Genomic DNA, 25,103 nt, shown 5'->3' with positions numbered 1-25,103 from the left:
TTGAGCTCGACGCAGCTAACTCCCCGCAAAGCAGCGAGTTAGTCTCGAGAACGACGCCGTGCTTGGGTGGACTTTAATGCGACGTGGTTCCCAAAATGAAACGCAATGATGCGTCAGGCATGGCATCTACCTGATTAATCGGGACTTCCCGAATTGGGAATCATCGCGTGAGTTGGTTCCTAAATGGAAAAAGCGGGCCCGGGAACCCCCGGGCTCGCTCTCATTTCAGCTTGACGCTTTCTTTGCCCTTACTTTTCCTTAGCCCCGTGAATTGACGGGCTGCATCAGCCGGAACGTCAACCGCCGCTCGGCGGCAAACGCCACATCTTTCTTTCCGGTGACGTACGCCGTACCGGTGCCGCCGGCCGCGCCGATGGCGCTGCCGATCAGCGCACCCTTGCCTCCGCCGGCCAGCGCGCCAATGAGCGCGCCCGCTCCGGCGCCTCCGCCGATGAGCGCGAAATTGCGCTTCTTGTGCGATGCGCCCGCGGCGAAGATGCTCGAGGTCTGCACCGGAACGCTCTTGCCGTCAATCGTCACCGAAGCCAGCGTGAGCCGCAGATAGCCCGGGCTCTTCAGCCGGCCGGAGCGCTTCGCGGTGACCACGCGGCCCACTGCGGCCGCGCCCGCCGGCGCCACTGTCTTGCCGTCAACCACCAGGGGCTCGGCCAGCACCGCGTCGAACATCTGGCCTGAAACCGCCGATTCGCTGGAGACCGTTGCCTGCAACCGCACGGCAATCGGCGTTCCCGCCGGCACCGTTATCGCCGGCTGCATCGACTTGGGCAGCAGCCGCTGAAGCAGGCTCTCCTGCTTCGTCTTGTCGGAGTTGTCGTTAAACGGCGCCGGCTGCGACGACGAGGCGTCGCTGGCCGTGGTGGCCGCATCCGAATCCGGCGCAAGATGCTGTCCGCACGCGGTCGTGAACAGCACCGCCGCCAGCAAAACAATCAAGGAAAGACCGGTAAGTCGCTTCATGGCTTACCTCCCGAACACGTTCCAAATCACCCTTGAAAGGGCACGGAGGCTGCCATCCGCCAGCCTTTGATTTCAGTGACTTACGTCAAGCCAGGGCTGTCGGGCCGTGTAGATTTTTCCGATCAGCCCAGGGGAGGGCCGTTTCCACAACCCTCTTTTGCACCGGGTCGCGACTCAGCTCACGCGCCCGCTGGTCGCGCGCTCCACGCCCGTGTCGTAGATCTTACGGAGTTCGAGCGCGAGTTCCCTGGCGCGAGCGTACTCCCCCGCGGTGATGTAATCGCCCAGGAGATCGAACTTCTCAACCATCGGCTGGAGAATTTCGGGAATCGACGCCATGTGCTCCCCCTTTTTTGCCAGCGCGCATTATCGTGCAAGCGGACGCCATACAACAAAGCCCGGCCCCGGGGCCGGGCTTCTCCGTCCTGCTGCCTGAAACGGCTCTACTGCTCCTGCGATCCGGCCGCCGTCTGTCCAGCGCTCCGCCGCGACTCGCTCGACGCGACCGGCTGCGCCACAATGCCGTCATACGACGTCGTCGCCAGCACCCGGCCGTGCACCGGAACAACCCGCCTTAGCGCGAAGCCGGTCTGCGTGCGTCGCCACGATCGGCCCGAGTCGGTGCTTTCGTACAAATCGCGGGTATCGCTGGCTGTCGCCAGCAAGCGCCCGCCGTCCTCGTCAACCGTGATGCTCAGCAGGTTGCGATGCGGCAGGCCCGCCAGCACATGCTCCCAGTTGTCGCCGCCGTCGCTGCTGCGGAAAGCTCCTTCGCGCGTCGCCAGCCAGATCACGCCGTCGGCAGTGATCGCCACGCCGTTCAGCATCGTCAGGTAGTGCGGCAGCTTCGGCTGATACCAGTTCACTCCACGGTCAACCGAGACCAGCAGCGCGTGGTGATTGGCCGCCACCAGCATCCGCGGCGTGGCGCGCACCGTTGTGAAGAACTGCTGACCCATCACCGGCCCGCCGGTCCACCTGCGGCCGGTCGCCTCAGCCGGGGACCCCTGGCTCACGAACAGGCCCGCGCTCGTCGCGGCATACAACCGGCCGCCAAACTCTTCCACATCGAACACGCGCGCGTTCAACTCGGAGCGTTCTACGCTGCGCACCGTGCGGGTGCGCTGTCCCTTGACCGGGCGCGCCAGTTTCACCTGGCTCGTTTTCTCGCCCACAACCTCGTTCAGCGGCTTCCATGCGCCGTCGTTTCCGTTCAGCATGAACACGCCGCTGTTGGTGCCCGCCAGCAGGTCGCCGGAGGCGATCTGCCGCAGCACGAACACGTCGCGCGAACCGAGGCCGGTGCTGCGCTGCTCCCAGCTTGAGCCGCCGTCGCGCGACATGTACACGCCGCCGAATTCTTTGTCGTTGACCAGCCCGGCGTAGATCACGCTGCTGTCGCCGCGGTCCACCAGCAGCGAGGTCACCTGCCGGTGCGCAAAGCCGCGGTTCGACGCCACAAAGCTGCCGCCGCCGTCATTCGACGCCAGCACGCCGCTGCGGTCCGTCGCCAGCAGCACGCGCGACGGGCGCCGCGGATCGACCAGCACGTCGTTCACAATGATGTTGGCCGCCGAGACGCGCTGCCACGTCTTGCCCGCGTCCACCGTCTTCCACAGACCTTCGGTCGTGCCCGCATAGACCACGTTGGAATTCCCCGGGTCCTGCTGCAGCACGCGCGTCCGCCGCGCGGAAAACGGGATGCCCTGTACCTTGTGGAACAGGTCGCCCGCGCTCTCGCTTTTGTAGATTCCCGAGCACGCGCTCACATAGACCGTCTGCGGATGATTGCGGTCGATGATGATGGAAAAAACGTCGGAGTCGTCAATCACGCCCTGCTTGATGTGCTGCCACGTCGCGCCGCCGTCGCTGGTCTTCCACGGCAGGTGCCAGGTACCGGCGTAAATCACGTTGGGATTTCTCGGGTCCACCGCCAGCGATTCGATGTTTTTGATCTCCGCGTGTCCCGCCGGCGAGATGCGCTGCCACGTTTCGCCGCCGTCGTTCGACCGGAAGACGCCATCCAGCGCCCCGGCCACCAGCACACGCGGATCACTCGCCGCCATTGCCAGCGACCGGACCGATTTGCCGTGCATTCCCGGCAGCGCCTCCCAGGTGCGTCCGCCATCGCGGCTGCGGAAAATGTCGCCGGTGTTGTCCTCCACGCTCCATGCCGAGACGTAAATCACGCCATCACTCGGCTGGAACAAAATGTGATCGAGGACATAGTCGTCGTTCTCGCCCAAATGCGCCAGGCGCGACCAGCTCGCGCCGTTGTCGCGCGAAGAAAACAGTTGTCCCGCGCTGGTGCCGAGCAGGATGTGGTCGGGATTCGCGGGATCGTAGGCCAGGCTGCGGACGTCGCCGCCGTCAGGGCCGATAGGCAGCCACTGCGCCCGCGCCGGAAGCGACGCGACGGCCAGCAACAGAAGAAGGACGAAGGCAATGGGCCGGGCTGGCTGGGTCCTGGTCATCACGGGCAATTCTCCTCTTCGCCCCCCTGACAGGCAATTGGATGTTTTGGGACCCCGTCAGATTGCCACGGCCGTCTGGAATCTTACACGTTACGAAAGGCCCAAGGACCGTCGCGAAAGGTGCGCAACCTATGTAGCGACGGGCGCCCTCGCCCGTCGGCGCTGCGCCACTCACTCCAAAAACGTCCAAAGAAAGCCCGGCCGTTTCCGGCCGGGCTCGGTTTTCCCCAACTTCAGTTCACACGTCTACTGCGCTGGCGCCGCCTTTTTCTTCGCGCCGGACTTCTTCGGCGGAGCAGGAGTGCGCGGCTGCGCTTTCACCTTGCTCACGTCCACCGGCTGCGTGCCGGCCTGGTCGAAGGTTGCGCCCGCAGGCACCAGGTAGATCTCCGCTTTCGCGGCCGACGTGCCGTCGGACCGGGCCTCGATGCGGCTGCCGTCAATGCCCTTCTCCGTGACCAGGTAGTCGCGGGTGTTGACGGCGCGTTGCGCGGCCAGGTTCGCATTCTTCTTCGCCAGCGCCTTGCTCTTCAGCTCTTCCGGATCGGTGTAGCCAACCACCACGGCCTTGGCGTCGGCGTCACGCTGCAGGCGCAGCGCCACGTCGTCGAGGATGGCCTTGGCTTCGTTGTCCACCCGGGCCGGCTTCTGCTTGTTCTTGAACTGGATCTCGTTCAGCTTGCTCACCTGCGGCGGCGGCGGTGGCGGCGACTCTACGTTCACGCTCGTGTTGGCCGTGGCCGTCAGTCCGCGATCGTCAGCCGCGTTGCAGGTGATATTGATCGGACCCGGCGCCGCGCCTGCCGTGTCGAGCGTCGCCTGGTTGCCGCTGCCGGTCACCCGGCCGGCAGTTGCCGAGTAGGTGACCGTCACCGGCCGGTTGTCCGGACTCGCGGCCTGCGCCGTGATCGTCGAGGGCTCGCCCGACTTCACCGAAGTCGGGTTCGCCGAGCACGAGATGGTCGGCGGATTCTTCGGCGGCTCCTTCACGGTGAACGACGTCGTGCAGTCCGCCGACGCCTTCTTGCCGTCCGTTGCCGTGCCGCGCACGGTGTAGCTGCCCGGCGCCAGGCCGGTGGTGTCGATCCGGGTCGTCGCGGCGTTCCCGGAAGGCTTCCCCCCGCTGGCCGTCCACGTGTACGTCAGGGTAGCCTTCGGATGGAAGTTCGAGGCATTGCCCGTCACCGTGACCGGCTCACCCGCCATCACTTCGGTGGGCTGTGCCGAGCACGCCAGGGCCGGCGGCGCCGGTGGCGGACCCAGCGAGCCAAGCTTCAGCACGATACCGCCGCCGATGCGGCCGCCCTCGATGTCGCGGCTGCCGACCGCCTGCGCGTAGTTGTGGTGCGCCCACATGTAGTCGGCTTGCACAGCACGTATCGCCCAATGCTCCGAGATGTTCAGATCGAGCCCGCCGCCGACCGCCAGCCCCAATCCGCTCTTATCTTCCGGATTCCCGGGAAAACCCGAGGCCGGCATCATCCGGTTCAGCCCCAGCAGGACGTGCAGAAATGGCGTGACATTCTCGCTTGGAAATTTCACCACCGGACCGAACAGCAGCGTGGTGGCGTTGGCGCGGCGGTCCTTGAAGTAGGCGCCCACGTCCGCCTTGAAGCCGAAGTTGCGATTAAAGAACCAGGCAGACGAAACATTGAAGCCGTTCATCCCGCCCACCTGGGTGGTTCCAAATCTCTGTCCCGGACTGTACCAGCTGTACCCGCCAAACACCTCGGAACGGTATGCGTTATTGTCCTGCGCGGCCGCCATGCCTGTGAGCAATAGCGCCGTCAGCAACAACCCAAGTCCGCGGCTGCACCAGCCTGCGTTCTGCATTTGCATGTGCGATCCTCCGAAAATCTATAAAGACGATCCGCTCAGACGACAAAGCAAAGGAAGGGGCCCATGACTAAGGCTTTCACCGGACCTTAACAAACGGAAAATGATACCGCAACGCGCTCTGGTTTGCGAAACCGCGCGCCTCTCGTCAAAGCACAGTGTTTACTGAGTTACTATCCGCGCCGCGTGTTGCTTCAACTTTGTTCCCGAGCTCGATTTCCCGGCGCTCGCACCGGCCCATCCCAAGGGGCCAAAAGCCGGGCGGATTGCCCTGGTACCGGCTCGGACTGGCGTAATGTAAAAAACACACGTTTTCAGTGACAGTTCCGGGCCAAAGTCGCATCCTAGAGAGCGCCGGGCCTGATTTCTGGGAACTCATGGCAGGCACGCCCTGCTCGGCAGGTTTGCCAGGCAGCGCCAAAGCGCTGAAAATGGAGTGTCAGACCGCCCCTATGGCACAGGAAAAGATACTCATCGTCGAAGACGAGGAAAACGAACGCAGCGGCATGGCCGAGCTGGTCTCGGCCTGGGGATACCGAACCGAAACCGCCAGCGACGGCATTGAAGCGCTGGAAAAGATCACCGCCTTCAACCCCGGCATCGTCGTCACCGACCTCAAGATGCCGCGCATGGACGGCATGGAGCTGCTGGAGCGCCTCGCCGCCCAGCCGCAGCCCATCGCCGTGGTGCTGCTCACCGCCCAGGGCTCCATCGACGCCGCCGTCAACGCCATGAAGACTGGCGCCTACGACTTCATCCAGAAACCGGTTGACCCCGCCCGTCTGCGCGCCATCCTCCAGAATGCCGCCCGCCAGCGCGGCACCGAAGTCGAACTGGAGGTCACGCGCCGCAAGCTGCGCGACACCGGCGTGCTCGACGCCCTGGTCGGCCCCTCAAAGAAAATGCAGGAAATCTTCCGCCTCGTGGAAATGGTCTCACCGTCGGTCGCCTCGGTGCTCATCACCGGCGAGAGCGGCACGGGCAAGGAGCTGCTGGCCCGCACCATTCACAACCTGAGTCCCCGCAAGGGCAAGCCGTTCGTCGCCATCAACTGCGCCGCCATTCCTGAGACCCTGATCGAAAGCGAAATCTTTGGCCACGAGAAGGGCGCGTTCACCGGCGCCCTGGAGCGCCGCGCCGGCTGCTTCGAGCTCGCCGAGGGCGGCACGCTGCTGCTCGACGAAATCGGCGAAATGCCCGCCGGCACGCAGGCCAAGCTGCTGCGCGTGCTCGAAGATCACAAGGTCCGTCGTTTGGGTAGCAAGGTCGAGAGCCCGGTGGACGTTCGCGTCCTGGCCGCCACGAATAAAGTCCCGGAGGAAGCGGTCGCCAAGGGCGAGCTGCGCAACGACCTCTATTACCGGCTGAACGTCTTCAACATCCACATGCCCGCCCTCCGCGACCATAAAGAAGATCTGCCCGCGCTGGTCGAGGCCCTGCTCGCCGACCTCAATCAGCGCCACGGACGCAACGTCGCCATGGTCGCCGACCCCGTCATGGCGCAGTTCAGCAGCTACTCCTGGCCGGGCAATGTCCGCGAGCTGCGCAATACGCTGGAGCGCGCCGTCATCGTATGCGACGGCTCGACCATTGAGGCGCGCCATCTGCCGCCGGGCTTCGGGCACGTCACGCCGCGCGCGCCGGTGGACGAGCCCAACGCGGTTCGCCTGGGCGTCGGAACCACCGTGGAGGAAGCCGAGAAGCTGCTCATCCTCAAGACGCTCGCCGCCACCAACAACAACAAGACACGCGCCGCTGAAATCCTCGGCATCAGCTTGAAGACGCTGCACAACAAGCTGAAGGAATACGGCGCCGGCGGCGGCACCGTCGTCGCCGAGGCGGCCAATGGATAGCGGCAGCTTCAGGCTTCACGTTGCATGTTCTTGTTCGCGCGCTCTCCTCCGTCCTCCCGAGTCGACGCTGCACGCGCAAGTGGGTGAAACGTGAACACGGGAAACGTGAAACTTGCGTCTTAGGACCAAACTCGTTCTCGCGATCAGCGCCATGGTGGTGGCGCTGGTGGCCACTCTCTCGTCCATTTACATCGCGCAGATCGTGCACCAGCGCATCAACGCCGACTACGAAACCGGCGTCTTCATCGGCAACCAGGTCCTGCACGCCACCCAGGACGCTCTCGACACCGATTTCAGCAGCACTCGCCTCGACTTCAACAATCCTGACGCCGTCCGCGATGCCATCGCCGAAGCGCTTCAGACCGATGCCGGCGTCAACTCGCTGCTCGAGTCTGACACCGGCTATTCCAAGGTCGTGTACGACGTGGCCATCACCGACCTCCAGGGCCGCGCCCTCCTGCACACCGATCCCAGCTTGAACGGCAAGCTCATTCCTGGCCGCGACAGCTTCGACGAGTTGCTCCACCAGGGCATGTGGCGCCAGTTGCAGATCGTTTACGGCGAGCCGCACGCCTACGACATTCGCATGCCGCTCAACCGCGCCGGCGCGCCCTTCGGCTACATCCGCATCGGCATCCAGACGCTGTTCATGAAGAACGAGCTGCAGCCGGTGCTGAACCGCGCCATCGCCTTCTCCGGCATCGCCGTGCTGGTTTCGCTCGTGCTCGCGGCCGGGCTCTCGAACCTTGCCTTCCGCCCGCTCATGGCCATCGCCCGGCAACTCGACCTCGTGACCGGCCCGCCGGTCGAGGGTGAAAATAGACCGCGCGACGAAGTTGGCCTGGTCACCACCAGGATTGACCGATTGGGCCGCCAGTTCCGCGACGTCAAAGACGTCTTCTCCGCCCTGAAGGAAAACCTTGACCAGATCATGTCCACGCTTCAGGACGGCCTGATGCTCTTCACGCGCGACTCGCGCGCCGTGCTCGTGAGCGCCTCCGCCGAGCGCTTCCTTGCGCAGCCCCGCGGCCAGATGCTCGGCTCCAGCGTCGCCCAGATTTTCTCGTCGCAAACGCAGCTCGGCTCCGTCGTGCTGAATGCCTTCGAGGGCCACGAGGCCATCGCCGCGCGCGAAGTGCTGACTGAAAACGGCCGCCGCCTCCAGGTCTCGCTTGACTTCATCGAAGAGGGCGGCGAGCGTATCGGCGCCCTGCTCACCATGCGCGACGCCGAGTCCGTGCGCCGCATCGAGAGCGAAATCGAGCTTTCGCGCCGCCTCGCCGCCATCGGCCGGCTCACCTCGGGCGTTGCTCACGAAGTGAAGAATCCCATCAACGCCATCGTCGTGCATCTCGAGATCCTGCGGCAGAAACTGGAAGAGATTGATCCCGATACCCGCCGGCACATGGACGTCATCGGCAGCGAGATTCAGCGCCTCGACCGCGTCGTGCAGATGCTGGTGGACTTCACCCGCCCGGTCGAGTTGCGGCTCGCCGACGTGGACCTGCGCCGCGTCCTCGACGAGGTCGCCATGCTCGCCTCCCCCGACGCTGAGCGCCACGGCGTGCACATCCAGAAGCAGTCGCCCCCCGAGCCCTTGGTCGCAAAGATTGACGCCGACCTGGTGAAACAGGCCGTCCTCAACGTCGTCCTCAACGGCGTGCAGGCCATGGAGCACGGCGGCACCCTGCGCCTGGAAGCTGCGCGCTTCGGTGGCGGCGCCGAACTTGTGGTACAGGACTCCGGCCCCGGCATCCCGCCTGAAATTCGGGAGAAGATCTTCGATCTCTACTTCACCACCAAGAAGGCCGGCAGCGGTATCGGCCTGGCCATGACGTTCCGCGTGATGCAGCTCCACCACGGCGCGGTCGAGTTCGACTCGGCGCCCGGAGCCGGCGCCACGTTCCATTTGCGCTTCCCGGCCGCCGGCGCCATGAGCGCTGAGACAGAAGAGATGGCGGCACGCGGATAAATTTGGGCTCGAAGTACGAATCATAAAGACGAAGTATCATGGATGAGGTTGCTGATGATGCTCTGGGTTTCTCAACCTCGCAATTCGTAAGTCGCAATCGATCGGCCGATGATGCCACTTCGTAAGCTCACGCTGCTCGCGCTCATCGCCCTGATGGCGGTCCTGGCGGGCTGCAAGAAAAAAAAGCCGCCCGTGCCGCAGCCCGCGGCGACGGCGCCCACGATCGCGACTCCAGCCGAGCCCGCTCCTGCTCCACCCACGGTGACCGAGCCCGAGCCGGCCAAGCCGGTTCCCGCCGAACCTGCTCCAGGGCCGGCCCCAAGCACAAGCACCACGACGAAGCCGCGTCCCAGGACCAAGCCTTCGGCGGCGCACACCACCACCACGCGCAAGCCGCCCAGCACAACCGCTGCGACCGGCTCGCAGCCTGCCGGCGCAACGCCCTCGCCGGCGCCGCCCGCGACGCCGTCCACGCAGCCATCCACCACCGCCAGCGCCAAACCGCCCGCTCCGCCGGAGAACACCGTGCAGGTCGCTCCCGGTCTTCCTCACGACCAGGCCATGCACGCCCGGCAGACAACCGAACAGCTGCTTCAATCCGCCGAGCAGAATCTGTCCACGCTCCGCTCGCCGCTCACCGTGGACCAGCAGGCCATGGTGCAGCAGATTCGCCTCTACATGACCCAGTCCCGCACCGCGACCACCGATGGCGATCTCGTCCGCGCCCACACGCTCGCGTTGAAGGCGCACCTGCTCAGCGACGAAATGGTGAAGTAAGCGGTTCTCGATCCTCGCTTCTCAGCTCCGTTCTCGGTTCTCCGTCCACACGTGGACCAGTCATCCCGAGCGAAGCACCCAGTACCGCTGGCGCCATCTTTGTCGTCCCAAGGCATTCTGGCCAAGCTCGATTTCGTCACGCGCGGGCATGTCACGGCGTGCCCAAGCGCCCTCCAGCCTCCGCAAGTCCTCCCGGTAGCGGTTTGGGTACAATGAAGACCCGCCCGCGAGGTGGAGGATTCCCATGCGTACGTTGGCTGCTGTTTTTCTCGCTTCCTCTCTCCTCCTCACCGCCGACGACGGCCACCAGCACACCGGCAAGCCGCCGGAAAAGCTCGGACGCGTGAACTTCGTCACTTCCTGTTCCGCGAAAGCGCAGTCGGATTTTGAGCGCGGCCTTGCCCTGCTGCACTCGTTCTGGTTCGAGCAGGCGGAGAAGTCGTTCCATGACGCCGCGCAGGCTGATCCTCACTGCGGCATCGCCTGGTGGGGCATGGCGGCTTCGCACTACCATCCGCTGTGGGAGCCGCCCACACCGGCCGAGCTGGCGGCGGGCAGTGCGTTCATTGCGGAGGCGGGTAAGCTGAGCGCGCCCACCCAGCGTGAGCGCGATTTCATCGCCGCCCTCGCCGACTTCTACCGCGACTACCGCCATCGTCCCCACGCCGAGCGCGCCCGCGCCTGGTCTGACGCAATGGCGCGCGCTCATCAGCACTCACCCGACGACAGCGAGGCGACCATGTTTTACGCGCTCTCGCTCATCGCCATTCAGTCGCCCACCGACAAGACGTACGCGCAGTATCGCCGCGCCGGCGAACTCCTCATTCCGATTTTCGACCGCCAGCCCGGCCATCCCGGCGTCGCGCACTACGTGATTCACGCCTGTGACGCTCCGCCATTGGCCCACATGGGCCTCGCCGCCGCGCGCCGCTACGCCCAGATCGCGCCCTCGGTGCCGCACGCCCTGCACATGCCCTCGCACATCTTCACGCGTCTGGGATATTGGGAAGACTCAATCGCCAGCAACCGCGCCGCTGCCAGCGCCGGCGAGGCCTACGCGCGCGCCGAACACGCTACCGCCGGCTGGACCGAAGCGCTGCACGCGCTCGACTACCTCGCTTACGCCTACCTGCAATCCGGACAGGACTCCAGGGCCCTGGCGGTAGTGCGTGAAGCTGCTGAGATCGGCGCCGGCGACGGATCGCTCAAGGCCGGCTACCCGCTCGCCGCGATTCCGGCGCGCTACGCGCTGGAGCGTCGCGACTGGAAAGCCGCCGCCGCGCTGCAGCCGGCTCCCGGAGCACCCGCCGTCCCACCGGCCATCCGGCTGTGGGCGCGATCCATCGGCGCAGCGCGCAGCAATCAGCTCGACAAAGCGCGCGCCGGCGTAACTCAGCTCGCGGCCATGCGTGACGCTCTCGCCAAACAGGAACCGTACTGGTCCGGCCAGGTCGAGATCATGCGCCTCGAGGCCGCGTCGTGGCTCGCCCTCGCTGAGAAGGAGCCCGGCGCACTCGAACTCGCCCGCGCCGCCGCCGACAAGGAAGACTCGGCCGATAAGTCGAACATTACTCCCGGCTCGGTCCTCCCCGCGCGCGAGCTCCTGGCCGACCTGCTTCTCGAGCTGAAGCAGCCGGCGCAAGCGCTTGCGGAATACGAAGCCTCGCTCCAGTCGGCGCCTCGCCGCTTCAACTCGCTCTACGGCGCGGCCCGCGCCGCCGAACTCGCGGGCAACAAGGAAAAGGCGCGCACGTACTACACGCAGCTCCACGACGTGGCGCGCAACGGCGAGCGCAAGCAGATTGAGTTCGCCCGCAAGGCTGCGGGCATCATCATTGACGGTCCGGTGAACTGAAGGCGCACGTGGCGGCGGCCGACTCGCCGACCGCCTGACCGGCGCGCTACTTCGCCGCCGCTCGCGGCGCCCGGGCGCTGTTCACCTTGCCCAGCAGATCGCGCGCCAGCGCCTGGTACGGTCCCGGGATGCCGGCCGCTTCGCTCAGCGCGCTGCGCGCTTCGTCCATGCGATTGCTCTTGGCGCACGCAAACCCCAGCCAGTACAGCGCGATGGCATACGATCCCGGATCGCTCTTCAGCGCCGCCGACGCCAGCTTCAGCTCCGCGATCGCGCCCGGCGTCTTCGGTCCAGGACGCGGTGCCGTCAGCCCATCCTGACGCAGCATGGTGTACCCCAGCGCCGAGTGCGCCAGCCCCACCATCACGCCGTTCGCGTCGGCCTGCGTTTTCGAAAGCTCAATCGCCCGCTTGGCGTACTCGGTCGCCTTCGCCAGGTGCGCGCCCGACTGCTCTTGCGAAAACGCGTTGGCCACGATGGCCAGCGTCGCCAGGCTGTTCGGATTGGCCGCGAGCGCCTTTTCGCTGAAAGCCGCCAGCCGCGTCATGTCGTTGATCTGCGCCAGAGACACGATCGCCAATTGCGTCGTCGGCTCCGCGTACTTCGACTTGGGAAAGGCCTCGGTGAACTGCTCGATCGCCGCGAAGCGGCTCTTCGGGTCCTGTTCACTGGCGATCGCGTTGTACGACGCCGCTTCCAGGAATTCGTACTGCGCCGCCAGGTTCTTGCGCTGCTGCTCGGCCTGCGCGGCCGCCTCCGCATCACTCATTCCCTCGGGCTTCGTTTTGCCGATGCCGTTGTACGCCCTGCCGCCCGCATTGGCGTACTGCGCGGCCTTGCTCCAGTTCTTCGCCTGCTGCGCCGCGCCCACGGCCGTGGTGATGATCTCCATGTTGTTCGGCATGGCGGCGTAGGCCTTCTCGGCCGCCGCCAGCGCGCCCACCGCATCGCCATTGGACTGGAGTTGCTGCGCCAGTTGCAGGTTCCCGTAGGCCACCGCGCCCTTGTTGTCGGCAAACTTGGTCACGAACTCGGACCACATCGCGGCGCGCTTGTTACCGTCCTCTTCTTTGCCGATCGCCGTCGTCGCCTGGTCTTCCGGCGTGCCCGCGGTGATCACGATGTCCTGCAACTGCGCCGCGGCCGGACCGGCAATCAGAAAAATCGCGAGTGCGGCAATGACTACATTGCGCTTCTGCATGGGGACCTCCGGAGGGTGCCGCGCCGTGCTGCTCTTTTCGCGCGCATCCTAGTCCCGACGCCCGGCAAGGTGCAAGTGGGGAGCCCGGCTCTCGAGGGGTGATGGCAACCGGCAACTGGCAACTACTTCCTGCCCTGCCTTTTCTGCGCCATCACTAACCCTCGCGGTGTCGGCAGCAGCAGCACCGAGATCAGCCCTTCCTGCTCCAGGCGCAGCGCCGCCTCGCGCACCACCTTCAGATGCGAGCTGGCGTCGTGCATCAGGATCACGCCGTTCGGATTCATCTGCGGCAAAAAGCGCCGCACCTCCTGCTCGCGCACCGGCATGTCGCTGTCGCTGAACAGCAGGTCAATCTGCCCCGGAACATCGAGTTCCAGGCTCGACTGGCAGCGCGCCTCGATCAGATCACTGAGCGGCGACGCCGCGAAACGCTCCTTCGCCTTGGCGAAAACCAACGGATCGAATTCGCAGGTCACGACCCGTCCGAAACCGTTCTGCTTGAGGGCCTCTGCGATCCATAGCGTCGAGATGCCCATGAATGTTCCGGTCTCCACCACCAATTTCGGCTTGATGGTCGTGACCACGGCGCGCAGAAACTCGAGCACCTCGACCTCGGCCGTCATCGAGTCGAACATGCTCCAGCGCGCCGGCTCGGGACACTCCAGTGTGGCCCGGTGATACTCCGGCTGCAGCACGTCCCCCGTGCGCTCCACCCGCCGGATGATGCGGTGCTCGTTCTTCTCTTTTTTGCCGAACAGTTCCTTCAGCTTCAAAGTCGCTCCGTGCAGGGGATTATATGATTGCCTCCGAGTCATCCTGAGCGAAGCCAATCAGCTCGCCACGGGCGGGCTGATTGCCGAGTCAAAGGACCCCGTGGTCGCCCGCGCCTTTCCCTCTGCGCCAGGGCATTCCGGCCGCACTCGATTTTGCTTCGGCCCCTCCGGAATCGCGACCTCCCTCAATCACTCTTCGCAACTGGCGCGCCCCGCCTTTCCGCGCTACATTGAATGTGCCGGCGGCCGCGAACTCCGCACAAATAAATGCGCTCCATCCTCAAACATCGCGCCTTGCGGCTCGTGTTCACCGCCAATCTCATCTCCATGCTCGGGAGCGGGATGAACGCCGCCGCGGTGACGTGGTTCATCCTCCAGGCCACGCGCTCGGAAACCGCGCTCGGCACCCTTGTCATGCTGCAAACGCTGCCGGCCATGCTCATGCTGCCGTTCACCGGCGTGATCATCGACCGGGAAGACCGCCGCCGCCTGGTAATGCTCCTCGACGCCGCGCGCGCCATCGTTATTCTCGCTGTCGCCACCCTCGCGCTGCGCGGACAGGCGCAGGTCTGGCATCTGTACGCCATGGCCGTGCTCGTGGCCGCCGGCTTCTGGATGTTCTGGCCCACCGTCACCGCGCTCATCCAGGAACTCACGCCCGACGCCCAATTCGTAACTTCCAACACCTTCCTGCTCGCCGGCGTGCAAGGTGGATGGCTGCTCGCCGGCGCCGTCGTCGGCTTTGTCTACAACCACATCGGCCTCGGCGGCGTGCTGCTGCTCGACGTCAGCACCTACGTCGTCTCCTTCGTCTGCTACTTGTTTGTCCGCAGAGGCCGCCACGTCGTCAAGCACGAGCACGCCATCTCTGAGCGGCTGCACGCCGCCGAGACCGCCGTCGGAAAGTATCTCCACGAGCTGCACGAAGGCTGGATCTACGTCCGCTCCAACCGCTACCTGATGCTGATGGGCACGGCGCTCTCGCTCTTCATCGCCGGCATGATGGCGCAGGGCGTGCTCACCGCTCCCTTCAGCGACCGCATCCTCCATGCCGGCGCCGTCGGCTACGGCTGGCTCAACGGCGGATGGGGCACCGGCGCCTTCATCAGCGCGCTCTACTCGCCACTGCTCATCAGGCGCTGGTCGCCGCGCCTGGCCACGATTGTCTCCATGAGCGTCATGGCCCTCGGACTCTATGTCATGCCCTTCTTCGCCTGGCTCTGGATCGGCGTGGCCATCTACGCCATGATGGGCTCGGCGCGCGGCATCTCCGGCGTCGCCATCCAGTCCAGCATCATGGAGATCGTGCCCAAGCACTTCATGGGACGCGTGCAGAACACTTTCTATTTTCTCGGCACCGTGTTGCAGATCGTCATCGCCCCGCTCGTCGGCGCAGTCTCGCACCACATTGCCCTGAGCGGCGGCTTTGCGATTGTGGGCAGCATGTATCTGGTCGCAGCAGTCGCCGCACTCGCCGCCGTTGACGCCCCCAGGCAGGCCGAAGTCGCCGTCCCGACGACGGTAGCCGATTAGATCGACGGACCCCCGCGGAATCATCCTGAGCAAAGCGAAGGACCCCGGACAGCCACGCACCACGGCAAGCGCTCCAGGCTTCTCGGCCACGACTGTCCATGCACGAAACTGGCAACTGGAAAGTCGAAGCTCGAAAACACTCCGGCTCTAGCCGCTGAGGTACTCTTTTCCCGGAATGCTTCCTTCACAACTGCGCGCCGCCATCGCCGCCGAGCTCGCGCCCTTCCCCGAAAAAACCCTCGCCCGCGCTGCCGCCGAGCTCACCTCGCGCTACAAATCGGGACGCTCCTCCGGCGCGCTCGGCGCCGCCGCCGACCGCGCCGCCTACATCGCCCTGCGCCTGCCGGCAACCTACGCCGCCGTGCGCCGCGTGCTCGATGAAGTTCACGCGCGCGCTCCTCGAGCAGACGTCCGCACGCTGCTCGACCTCGGCGCCGGCCCCGGCGCCGCGCTCTGGGCCGCGGCCGACGCCTTCCCCAGCGTCGGGTTCACAACACTGATCGAACGCGACACCGAGCTCATCGCCGCCGGAAAACGCCTCGCCGCTCACTCGCCGCTTGCACCCCTGCGCAACGCGAACTGGATTGCGCGCGACCTCACTCTCCCCGAACCGCTCCCGAGCGCCGATCTCGTCATCGTCTCTTATGCGCTCAACGAGCTGTCGCCTCGTCAGCAGGCCGCCTTGATCGCCCGCGCCTGGGCCGCGGCGCGAGAGCTGCTCGTCATCGTCGAACCGGGCACGCCTCCAGGATTCGCCAACATCATCGCTGCTCGCAAGGCACTGCTTGCCTCCGGCGCCGCCATGGTTGCTCCCTGCCCGCATGGCGGCCGTTGTCCCATGGAAACGGCCGGTGACTGGTGCCACTTCGCCGCGCGCCTGGAGCGCACCGCCGCGCATCGCCGGTTGAAGCAGGCCGAACTCGGCTACGAAGACGAAAAGTTCTCTTACGTCGCCCTCAGCCGCCGACCGCCGGACCCGGCCGCTGCTCGCATCGTTCGCCACCCGCGACATCACAAGGGACACACCGAACTGCTCCTCTGCGCTCCCGCCGGCCTCCAGCGCGAAGTCGTCACCCGCAGCGACAAGCAACGCTACCGCGCCGCCCGCAAGGCCGAATGGGGAGACGAGTGGAGCGATGTCTGATTTGGTGATTTCGTGACTTGACGATTTCGTGATTTGGCGATTGAGCGACTCGACCGCGGTGCGGCATTTAGCACTCGGCATTTGGCATTTTGGCCCCTGAGCACATCGGACGTCGACGGCCAAGTGCTAATTGCTAACTGCTAAATGCCGAATCACCAAATCACCCAATCACCAAATCGCTTTGTTATCCTGTCCGTTCGCCCTCGGAGGAAGGCACCCATGTGCAGCATTGACGGACGCACGGCTGTCGTCTTCGGCCTGGCCAACAAGCGCAGCATCGCCTGGGGAATCGCGCAGAAGCTCCAGCAGGCCGGCGCCAAGCTCGCCATCACCTACCAGAACGAGCGGCTCGAAGAAGACGCGAAGGCGCTGGTCGCCGAACTCCCCGGCGCCGAGGCCTTTCGCTGCGACGTTTCGCGCGACGAAGAAATCGCCCAGCTCTTCGCCCAACTCAGGGAGCGCTACGGCAAGCTCCACACCCTGGTGCACAGCATTGCCTTCGCGCCGGCCGACGAGCTAAAAAACGATTTCGTCCTCACCTCGCGCGAGGGCTTCCGTATCGCCCACGACGTCAGCGTCTATTCCCTCATCGCCGTCTCGCGCGCCGCCCTGCCGCTCATGACCGGCGGTGGCAGCATCATGACGCTCACCTACTACGGCGCCGAAAAAGTCGTCCCGCGCTACAACGTCATGGGCGTGGCCAAGGCCGCGCTGGAAGCCACCGTCCGCTATCTCGCCGCCGATCTCGGCAAGCACAACGTACGCGTCAACGCCATCTCCGCCGGCCCGGTGAAAACCCTGGCCGCGCGCGGCATCTCCGGCTTCATGGACATGCTGAAGGCGCACGCCGAGCGCGCCCCGCTCAAGCGAAACGTGGAAGTCGACGAGGTCGCCGGCGCCGCCGTCTTCCTCGCCTCCGACATGAGCACCGGCATCACCGGAGAAGTCATCCACGTGGACTGCGGCTACAACATCATGGGCTTCTGAGAATGGGCTGCTGAGAAAGCTATATCCCGAGGGCGCTGCCCTTCGCCTTCGAGCTGCCACTTGAGGTCTTCGTTCGCAGCAGGTTCGCCACCCGGCGGCTGCGTTCCGCACTGTCGCTGATCCGGCGCTCTTTCGTCGCCAGCATCAGCTTGATCGTCTCCTCCGACGTCATGATCTCCAAGTTCTTGATTGCGCCGGAGCCCGTCTCCGAAAGGGAGAGGATCTTTTCGTAAGGCAGCTTGCGCGACGCAATGCGATCCTGAAGATTGCTTGCCACCTGGATTATCAGCAGGCAGCGCTCGGTGGGCGCGAGGATGTATCGCCGGTAGTTCTTGAAGTACCAAACGATCGAAAAGACGATGATGCCCACTGACACCAGCGAGAGCGCGCCGATCTTCGTCGATAGAATCGCGAACCCGATGATGCTAGCCGGGATCAGGAACTGCCACGGTTGCGGCAGGATCGATCCCGCGCTACCCGCCGTACATACCTCCAGTATTTGATCGCCGCTGTCGAGTTCTCTCTCCGCGAGTTGCCGGACCTGGGCGTCCAACTCAGCCATGGGGCCTCCAGGGGTGAGATATGAAGGGCCCGCGCGCCGCCGATGTTACACCCGTCAGTGCTTGTGAGTCACGGTGAATTGCCGCGCGGTCGGCCCGACCGACGAAATCGCAATCTCCACGTCCCGCTCGCGCGCGAAGCGCGGAAACTTCTCGCCCCACTCGATCAGCACCAGCGCGCGCTCGTCGCGCAGCAACTCGTCAATCCCCAGCGTGGCCAATTCGCGTTCGGTCTCAATGCGGTAAAGATCAATGTGGTACACGGTCACGTCCGGCCCGCGATACTCGTGGATGAGCGTGAACGTGGGGCTGGTGACGTCATGCTGCTCGGCAGCCTGGAACGCCTCGGCAATCCCCTTCACGAGCGTGGTCTTGCCGGCGCCGAGTTCGCCTCGCAGCAGGATGAGCTTCGGCGGAGTCAGTTCTGCCGCCAGTTCGCGGCCAAGGGCAACCGTCTGCTCGGGCGAGTGCGTTGTTTGTTCCAGGGCCCGCATCAGCAGCCTAGACGCGCCAGATGAGCTCCCCGCACCCAGGTGAAACGCGAACGCGGCAGGGCTCCTGCACGAGAAAATGCCGGCGGCACGGAGCGCATCAGGTCGGTCGCAGCCATGCAGTGTTCTCCGTACCGCTCAGCCGCAAAATCTCCCGCCAGTCCGTGCAGGTACACTGCGGAGAGAACGGCCTCGCCGAAGTCGCGAGACGGTTCGGCGGGCGGCTTCCGCCCGCGCCGCCATTCGCGCGCCACGCACGCCGCCATGATGCCGGTCAGGATGTCGCCCGTGCCACCGGTCGCCATGCCGGCGTTCCCGGTGGTGTTCACCCAAACGCAATCGCCGCCCGGCCGCGCAATCACCGTACGGTGGCCTTTCAGGACGACTGTGACTTCATGCTGGTCGGCGAACTGTTGTGCCGCCCGATGGCGCTCCTGATGCATCCAGTCTTCCGGTTTCCCCGCGAGGACGTCTGTCGGCAGACCGGTCAACCGCGACATCTCCCCGGGATGCGGCGTGATGATGATTTGCCGATCGCGACCGTTCAGTTCGTCCGTGTGACCGTCGAAAGCGTTCAGCCCGTCGGCATCGAGGACCACGGGAACCTTCACACGCTTGACTGCCGTGCGGATGAATTGTGCCGTCTCGGGATGCTGCGACGCCCCCGGCCCAATCGCCACGACGGTCTTCCCGGCCAGCAGCTTGTCGAGGAGGCCGTAGTCGAGCGCGGCCAGCGCAATACTTCCCTGCTCGGTCTCCGGCAGCGGCTCGGTCATGATCTCCGGCGCGAAGCCGGCAACGGTCGCCAGCACCGGCCGCGGACACGCAACCGTTACCAGGCCAGCTCCGGCGCGCAGCGCCGCCATGCCCGCCATTGCTGCGGCCCCAGCCTTGCCGAGCGAGCCGCCGATGATCAGGACATGTCCAAAGTCGCCTTTGTGGGCCCACGGAACTCGCGGCGCTACCGTTGCCAGAGTTTCCCGGTTGGTGATCACTTCCTGCCCTGACGCTGAAACGATTGCCTCCGGCGGTGACCCGATCTCCGCTACCACCACTGTACCCATCGCGGGACTGTAAACGTGTATAGGCTTGGGCGCGGTGAACGTAACCGTGTCGCCTCCCTCTACTCGCCTTCCCGAATGCGTCGGCATTCGCGCGTCCGCATCGGCGCCGCTCGGGACGTCAACGCAGACTTTGCAGGCTCCCTCCATCCGTTCGAATACGGCCGCGTAAAACTCGCTCACCGGCGGCTTGAATCCCGTCCCCAGGATCGCATCCACAAGCAGATCCGCCGCCAACACGCCCTGCGCCGCCTCCCCCGCCAGCTCCTGCTCGTTCCGCGCAATCGCAGGCTCGACTGGCAGCCGCCGCAGCATCTCTGCCGCATCGCCCTTGACCTCGGCCGGATCGGCGAGCAGCAGCACGCGAACCCTCTTCCCCGCCTCATGCAGCTTCCGCGCCGCCACCATTCCATCGCCGCCGTTGTTTCCCTTGCCGCAGATCACGCCGTAGCTCCGCGCCTCCGGATGCTGCTGTAAACAGAACTCCGCCACGGCGCTGCCGGCGTTCTCCATCAGCGTGAGCGACGGCACGCCGAAGCGCTCGACGGTGACGCGGTCAATCTCGCGCATCTCGGCAGCCGTCACGATCTTCATAGGTGAAAGCAATTCTTACCGCGGATGAAGCGGATAAACGCGGACTTCAACACCTGACCGGAACCACTCTAATTGATTTTGGTCCGTGTTGATCCGCGTTCATCCGCGGTGACTGGAAGTTGCCGCCTGCTGCTCCAGCCGGCGCAGCGCCGCCGGCTCGCCCATGGCGATCAGAAAGTCGCCCGACTGGATGCGATCATCCGGCGCGGGATTGAAGCGCATCGCCTGCCCTTCGCGCTGGATGGCGAGCACGATCGCGCCTGTGTCCTGCCGGATGCCCGAGGCCTCCAGCGTCTTCCCGACAAACGCCGAGCCCCCTGCGATTCGAATTTCTTCGATCTCCAGTCCCGGCTTGCCGGCGCGCGCCGTCGCCACATCGAGGAAGTCGAGCACATTGGGACGCAGAAACGCCTGCGCGATCCGATGTCCCGCGAACAGATACGGCGAAATGACCGAGTCCGCCCCCGCCGTCAGCAGGTGCTTCTCCGCGCCCTCTTCGCTGGCCCGCGCGATGATCTTCAGCTTCGGATTCAGGCTGCGCGCGGTGAGCACAATATAGATATTGGTCGCATCCAGCGTCGTCGCGGCGACCAACCCCGATGCCTGCTCGATCCGCGCCCGCCGCAGCGCCTCTTCCTGCGTGGCGTCGGCGACGAGCGAGAGCCACTCCGGCTCGAGCCGCTCCAGCTTTTCGGGCTTCGTGTCCACCACCAGAAACGGCGCCGGCTTGCGCGCCAGCTCACGCGCCACGCTTCGCCCAACGCGTCCCGCTCCGCAGATGATGGTGTGGCCGGTCAGCCGGCCGATATCGCGCTCCATGCGCCGCCTGCCGAAGAAGTTTCCGAGTTCGAATTCTAACAGCGCCTGCGTCAGTGACCCGATGCCGAGAAACACCAGCACCACGCCGGTGATGATCAGTCCCGCATTGAACACCCGCCCCGCATGCGACAACGGATGCACTTCCTGGTAGCCGATCGTGGTGAACGTGGTCACCACCATGTAGAAGCCGTCGAACCACGGCCAGCCTTCGATGAAGTGGAAGCCGGCCATGCCCACCAGGGTGAGCAGCAGCAGGGCCGCCGCGATCAGCTTCAGGTTACGGAGTGCCCTCATCGGTGCTCGCCGCGCGCCGCGGCGCCCGGCATTACCGCCAGCCAAACCGACGCTGCCGCCAGCGCGATCAGCGCGACATAGTAGCCCGTTTCCGGAGCGATCTCCATGCCGCGCGTCACCAGCCGCGGCGCCACGCTCACCGAGCGCCATGGCAGCAGCAACATCGCCGCCACTCCACCGGCTGCCAAAAGCGATCCGAGCCGCCGCCAGCGCGCATCGCCCAACGAGGCGGCCACCAGCGCCAGCAGACACCCAGCAGCCGCCAGTTGCGCCGCTGGCTCCGGCTGCACATGCCCCAGAAATGCCAGTGGACTGCCCGGCTGGAACGTCGTCCCCATGACGAGTTCGGTTCCAGTGAAGTGAATCGGCGCGTTCCCGCTCACGCGCAGCATCGGCGCCACAAATGCGGCCAGCGCGATGAGCAACAGCCCGGCGGGCGCCCAACGATTCATCATTTGCAAAGTCACAAACAGCGCGGCCCTTCGCGGGTAGCGAAGGGCCGCCACAACTCCAGCCGAACGGTTAGCGCTGCGATGCTGCCGTGAACTGCTCCCCGCTCTGCACGCGGCTGTGCTTGCGGCCGTACGTGAAGTAGAACAGCAGGCCGATTGCCAGCCACACCAGCAGCCGCATCCAGTTCGTCCAGCCCAGGCCGTAGATCATCGAGCCGCAAACCACCACGCCGATGATCGAGACCACCGGCACCGCCGGCACGCGGAACGCGCGTGGCAGGTCGGGACGCTGTCGCCGGAGGATCCACACGCCGATGCACACCAGCACGAACGCGAACAGCGTGCCGATGCTTGTCATCTCTCCCACGATGTCCTCGGGAATGAACGCGGCGAACAGGCCGGTGAACACGAAGAACAGCATGTTCGACTTGTACGGCGTGCGGAACTTCGGATGCACCTCGGAGAAGATCCGCGGCACCAGCCCGTCCTTGCTCATCGAGTAGAACACCCGCGACTGGCCGAGCAACATCACCAGGATGACCGACGAGAATCCCGCCAGGATCGCCACCGTCACCGACTTCGACAGCCACTCGTACCCGTGCATGTACTTGCTGATGGCGAACGCCACCGACGCCTCGCGCCCGCTCGAACGGAAGTCCTGCACCGTGGCCACGCCGCTCAGCACGTACGCGAACAGCACGTACAGTACCGTGCAGATCACCAGCGATCCGAGGATGCCGATGGGCATGTCGCGGCCCGGGTTGCGCGCTTCCTGCGCCGCCGTCGATACCGCGTCGAATCCGATGTAGGCGAAGAACACCACGCCCGCGGCCCCGAGGATGCCGAGGATTCCGCCGTAGTTGTGCGTAATGCCCGTCGGCGTCACGTATTTCGTCGCCTCGGGAATGAACGGCGTGTGGTTGGCCGGGTTGATGAAGCCCCAGCCGATCGCGATCACCAGAATCACGATCGAAACCTTCAGCACCACGATGATGCCGTTCACGATCGCCGATTCCTTCGTGCCCTTGATCAGCAGCAGCGAGAGGACCGCCAGGATGATGATCGCGGGAATATTGATGATGCCCCGCGTGCCCGTTTCATGCATCATCTCGAACGGCGAATGGCTCCACTGATACGGGATCGTCAGGCCGAACCAGCTGAGCACGCGATTGGCGTATTCGCTCCATGCGATGGAAACCGTCGCCGCTCCCACCGCATACTCCAGCACCAGGTCCCAGCCGATGATCCACGCCACCAGCTCGCCCATGGTGGCGTACGAGTACGTGTAAGCGCTGCCCGCCACTGGGATCATGGACGCGAATTCCGCGTAGCACAGTCCGGCAAAAGCGCACCCGGCGCCGGCCACGATGAAGGCGACCGTCACCGACGGACCCGCGCGGTCGGCGATCGCCGCGGCCGTACGCACGAACAGGCCCGCGCCGATGATGGCGCCGATGCCCAGCATGATCAGGTTCACCGGCCCCAGCGTTCGCTTCAGGCTGTGTTCGCCCGTCTCGCGCGCCTCGCCCATCAGCGAATCGATACTCTTGGTTGCAAACAGGTTTGCCATTCGGTATTTCCGCTCCTTGGAGAGTTACGCGTCGGCCGCGACATGCCGCGAACGGCGCGACCACAGCAGGTACACGGGAATGCCCAGCAACACGATGATCAGTCCCGGCCACGTGTACTGCGGCTTGTAGCGCAGCAGCACAACGTCAATGAACAGCGCCATCACGATGTAAATCGCCGGCAACACCGGATAACCCACCGCGCGGTACGGACGCGGCGCGTCCGGCTGCTTCCTGCGCAACACGAACAGGCCGAGGATCGTAAGAATGTAGAAGACCAGCACCGCGAAGATGATGTAGTCCAGCAGCTGCCCGTAGCTTCCCGACAGCGCCAGCATCGCCGTCCACACCCCCTGCACGATCAGCGAAACCACCGGCGTCTTGTACTTGGGATGCACCTGCGCCACGCGCTCGAAGAACAGCCCGTCCTTGGCCATCGCGTAGTACACGCGCGCGCCCGCCAGGATCAGCCCGTTGCAGCACCCGAACGTCGAGAGCAGGATGGCCACCGCCATCAGCGCCGCGCCCGCCGAACCGAAGATCTGCTGCATCACCGCCGTGCCCACGCGGTCTTCGGCGGCAAACTTGATGCCGCGCTCCAGCACCGTCGCCCCCGCCGCCGACCCATCCATCGGGAGAACGGCCAGGTATACGAAGTTTGCCGCCACGTAGAGCGCGATCACGATTCCCGTGCCCAGCGCCAGCGAGAGCGGCAGGTTCCGGCTCGGGTTCTTCACCTCGGCCGCGGTGAACGTCACGTTGTTCCACGCGTCGGCGGAAAACAGCGAACCCACCTGCGCCACCGCCAGGATCGTCAGCGTGCCCACGAACACGCCGCCCGCCACCGCGTGCTGCGCTCCGAGCGACGCATTGCGCCAGAAGTCGCCGTAGTTCAGCGCGATCGCCTGCGGGTTCCGTCCCACCGCAATGCCAATCAGCACCAGTCCCAGCAGCGCCGACGTCTTGGCGATGGTGAACACGTTCTGCACCAGCGCCCCGCCCTTCAGCCCGAAAATGTTGATGACGGTGAGCACCGCCACCACCAGGATCGCGGTCAGGTTCTGCGTGTTCAGCCCCACGTCCATGTTGCCCAGCACCATGGGACCGATGTGGATGGGCGGCACGTGCGCGATGTGCCAGATCCAGTTCGTCGACGAGACCGACGGCATGAAGTAGCCGAGGAACTTGCCGAACGCCACGCCGACCGCCGCGACCGTCCCGGTCTGTATCACCAGGAACAATGTCCAGCCGTAGAGGAAGCCCCACAGCGGCCCCAGCCCCTCGCGCAGGAACACGTACTGGCCGCCGGCCTTGGGCATCATGGCCGCCAGCTCGCCGTAGCAGAGCGCGCCCACGATCGTCATGAATCCGGTCACCAGCCACGCGCCGATCAGCAGCGCGGGCGAGTCCACCAGGCGGGCAATGTCGGCGGAAACAATGAAGATGCCCGACCCGATCATCGAGCCCATGACCAGCGTGGTGGCGCTGGTCAGGCCCAGGCCTTTGACCAGCTCGGGATCGTGGGCGGCCGCGCCGCGCGCGGCCATGGGGAGGGTTTTGGCTTCAGTCGTCAAATGGGCGGCTGTCCGTTGGGCCCTTGTAACACAGTTTTACCCCAAAACTGCCTGAATTGGGCGAGCAGAATTGCGAAATCACAAACTAAAGGACCGACGCGGGGATGACCGCACTCACCGGGTCATCCTGACGGACAATGTCGCTCCGCGATCACCCCCTCACCGAGTTGTCCTGAGCGGAAAGCGGGCGAGGCCGCTCCGCGGCATCGTCCGCGGAGTCGCACGACCCCACAACCGCCCGCGCCGCCGCCACCCGATCCGGGAAGTCTCAACCACGGACGCCGCTGCCCTGACCGCTCTTCAACCG

20 protein-coding genes are annotated in these 25,103 nt (G+C 65.2%); 7 read left to right on the top strand and 13 right to left on the bottom strand.

Annotated features, from left to right (window positions below):
* Nucleotides 1-258: 258 nt before the first annotated feature.
* The 4 genes from VFA60_05465 to VFA60_05450 all read right to left on the bottom strand — a co-directional run bounded on the left by VFA60_05465 (nucleotide 259) and on the right by VFA60_05450 (nucleotide 5,285).
* Nucleotides 259-978: a hypothetical protein gene (locus VFA60_05465; protein HZQ91222.1), complete on the bottom strand. Its 720-nt coding sequence runs from the start codon at nucleotides 976-978 to the stop codon at nucleotides 259-261.
* A 174-nt stretch (nucleotides 979-1,152) separates the two neighbouring features.
* Nucleotides 1,153-1,317, bottom strand: coding sequence for a hypothetical protein (locus VFA60_05460; GenBank protein ID HZQ91221.1), 165 nt, complete (start codon nucleotides 1,315-1,317; stop codon nucleotides 1,153-1,155).
* Nucleotides 1,318-1,421: 104 nt separating this feature from the next.
* The gene (locus tag VFA60_05455; GenBank protein ID HZQ91220.1) at nucleotides 1,422-3,455 is read right to left on the bottom strand and encodes a transcriptional regulator; all 2,034 of its coding nucleotides are present in this window, start codon (nucleotides 3,453-3,455) and stop codon (nucleotides 1,422-1,424) included.
* Nucleotides 3,456-3,698: 243 nt separating this feature from the next.
* Nucleotides 3,699-5,285, bottom strand: a complete 1,587-nt coding sequence (locus VFA60_05450) for an OmpA family protein (GenBank protein ID HZQ91219.1) — start codon at nucleotides 5,283-5,285, stop codon at nucleotides 3,699-3,701.
* Between the two features lie 455 nt (nucleotides 5,286-5,740).
* Here VFA60_05450 and VFA60_05445 point away from each other — a divergent pair, with 455 nt between their 5' ends.
* The 4 genes from VFA60_05445 to VFA60_05430 all read left to right on the top strand — a co-directional run bounded on the left by VFA60_05445 (nucleotide 5,741) and on the right by VFA60_05430 (nucleotide 11,745).
* Nucleotides 5,741-7,141: a sigma-54 dependent transcriptional regulator gene (locus VFA60_05445; protein HZQ91218.1), complete on the top strand. Its 1,401-nt coding sequence runs from the start codon at nucleotides 5,741-5,743 to the stop codon at nucleotides 7,139-7,141.
* 112 nt (nucleotides 7,142-7,253) lie between these two features.
* Complete coding sequence (locus VFA60_05440; GenBank protein HZQ91217.1) at nucleotides 7,254-9,113, top strand: ATP-binding protein; 1,860 nt, start codon at nucleotides 7,254-7,256, stop codon at nucleotides 9,111-9,113.
* Between the two features lie 108 nt (nucleotides 9,114-9,221).
* Nucleotides 9,222-9,890, top strand: coding sequence for a hypothetical protein (locus tag VFA60_05435; GenBank protein ID HZQ91216.1), 669 nt, complete (start codon nucleotides 9,222-9,224; stop codon nucleotides 9,888-9,890).
* Nucleotides 9,891-10,134: 244 nt separating this feature from the next.
* A complete protein-coding gene (locus VFA60_05430; GenBank protein ID HZQ91215.1) occupies nucleotides 10,135-11,745 on the top strand; it encodes a hypothetical protein in 1,611 nt (536 codons plus the stop codon).
* 46 nt (nucleotides 11,746-11,791) lie between these two features.
* Here VFA60_05430 and VFA60_05425 read toward each other — a convergent pair whose 3' ends face one another.
* The gene (locus tag VFA60_05425) at nucleotides 11,792-12,946 is read right to left on the bottom strand and encodes a hypothetical protein (GenBank protein ID HZQ91214.1); all 1,155 of its coding nucleotides are present in this window, start codon (nucleotides 12,944-12,946) and stop codon (nucleotides 11,792-11,794) included.
* Between the two features lie 122 nt (nucleotides 12,947-13,068).
* The gene (locus tag VFA60_05420; protein ID HZQ91213.1) at nucleotides 13,069-13,719 is read right to left on the bottom strand and encodes a CmcI family methyltransferase; all 651 of its coding nucleotides are present in this window, start codon (nucleotides 13,717-13,719) and stop codon (nucleotides 13,069-13,071) included.
* 267 nt (nucleotides 13,720-13,986) lie between these two features.
* Between VFA60_05420 and VFA60_05415 the strand changes: the two genes are divergently transcribed.
* The 3 genes from VFA60_05415 to VFA60_05405 all read left to right on the top strand — a co-directional run bounded on the left by VFA60_05415 (nucleotide 13,987) and on the right by VFA60_05405 (nucleotide 17,383).
* A complete protein-coding gene (locus VFA60_05415; protein ID HZQ91212.1) occupies nucleotides 13,987-15,252 on the top strand; it encodes an MFS transporter in 1,266 nt (421 codons plus the stop codon).
* 175 nt (nucleotides 15,253-15,427) lie between these two features.
* Nucleotides 15,428-16,396 (top strand): small ribosomal subunit Rsm22 family protein, encoded by a 969-nt coding sequence (locus VFA60_05410; protein HZQ91211.1) that lies wholly within the window; start codon nucleotides 15,428-15,430, stop codon nucleotides 16,394-16,396.
* Nucleotides 16,397-16,615: 219 nt separating this feature from the next.
* On the top strand, nucleotides 16,616-17,383 hold the full coding sequence (locus VFA60_05405) for an enoyl-ACP reductase (protein ID HZQ91210.1): 768 nt from the start codon (nucleotides 16,616-16,618) through the stop codon (nucleotides 17,381-17,383).
* A gap of 19 nt (nucleotides 17,384-17,402) precedes the next feature.
* Here the strand turns inward: VFA60_05405 and VFA60_05400 are convergent, their stop codons facing one another.
* The 7 genes from VFA60_05400 to VFA60_05370 form a co-directional block, all read right to left on the bottom strand.
* A complete protein-coding gene (locus tag VFA60_05400; protein ID HZQ91209.1) occupies nucleotides 17,403-17,945 on the bottom strand; it encodes a hypothetical protein in 543 nt (180 codons plus the stop codon).
* 54 nt (nucleotides 17,946-17,999) lie between these two features.
* A complete protein-coding gene (gene tsaE / locus VFA60_05395) occupies nucleotides 18,000-18,437 on the bottom strand; it encodes a tRNA (adenosine(37)-N6)-threonylcarbamoyltransferase complex ATPase subunit type 1 TsaE (GenBank protein HZQ91208.1) in 438 nt (145 codons plus the stop codon).
* The gene (locus VFA60_05390; protein HZQ91207.1) at nucleotides 18,437-20,089 is read right to left on the bottom strand and encodes an NAD(P)H-hydrate dehydratase; all 1,653 of its coding nucleotides are present in this window, start codon (nucleotides 20,087-20,089) and stop codon (nucleotides 18,437-18,439) included. Before VFA60_05390 ends, tsaE begins: the two co-directional genes overlap by 1 nt.
* Nucleotides 20,090-20,188: 99 nt before the next feature.
* Entirely contained in the window at nucleotides 20,189-21,202 is a 1,014-nt protein-coding gene (locus VFA60_05385) for a potassium channel protein (GenBank protein ID HZQ91206.1), read from the bottom strand.
* Nucleotides 21,199-21,657, bottom strand: a complete 459-nt coding sequence (locus VFA60_05380) for a hypothetical protein (GenBank protein HZQ91205.1) — start codon at nucleotides 21,655-21,657, stop codon at nucleotides 21,199-21,201. The genes VFA60_05385 and VFA60_05380 overlap by 4 nt, the downstream gene beginning before the upstream one ends.
* 67 nt (nucleotides 21,658-21,724) lie before the next feature.
* Entirely contained in the window at nucleotides 21,725-23,224 is a 1,500-nt protein-coding gene (locus tag VFA60_05375; GenBank protein ID HZQ91204.1) for an amino acid permease, read from the bottom strand.
* A 24-nt stretch (nucleotides 23,225-23,248) separates the two neighbouring features.
* Entirely contained in the window at nucleotides 23,249-24,769 is a 1,521-nt protein-coding gene (locus tag VFA60_05370; protein HZQ91203.1) for an amino acid permease, read from the bottom strand.
* Between the last annotated feature and the right edge of the window lie 334 nt (nucleotides 24,770-25,103).

The organism is Terriglobales bacterium, from assembly GCA_035651995.1.
Taxonomy (GTDB): domain Bacteria; phylum Acidobacteriota; class Terriglobia; order Terriglobales; family Acidobacteriaceae; genus DASRER01.
This window is presented reverse-complemented; position numbering and strand designations above follow the sequence as displayed.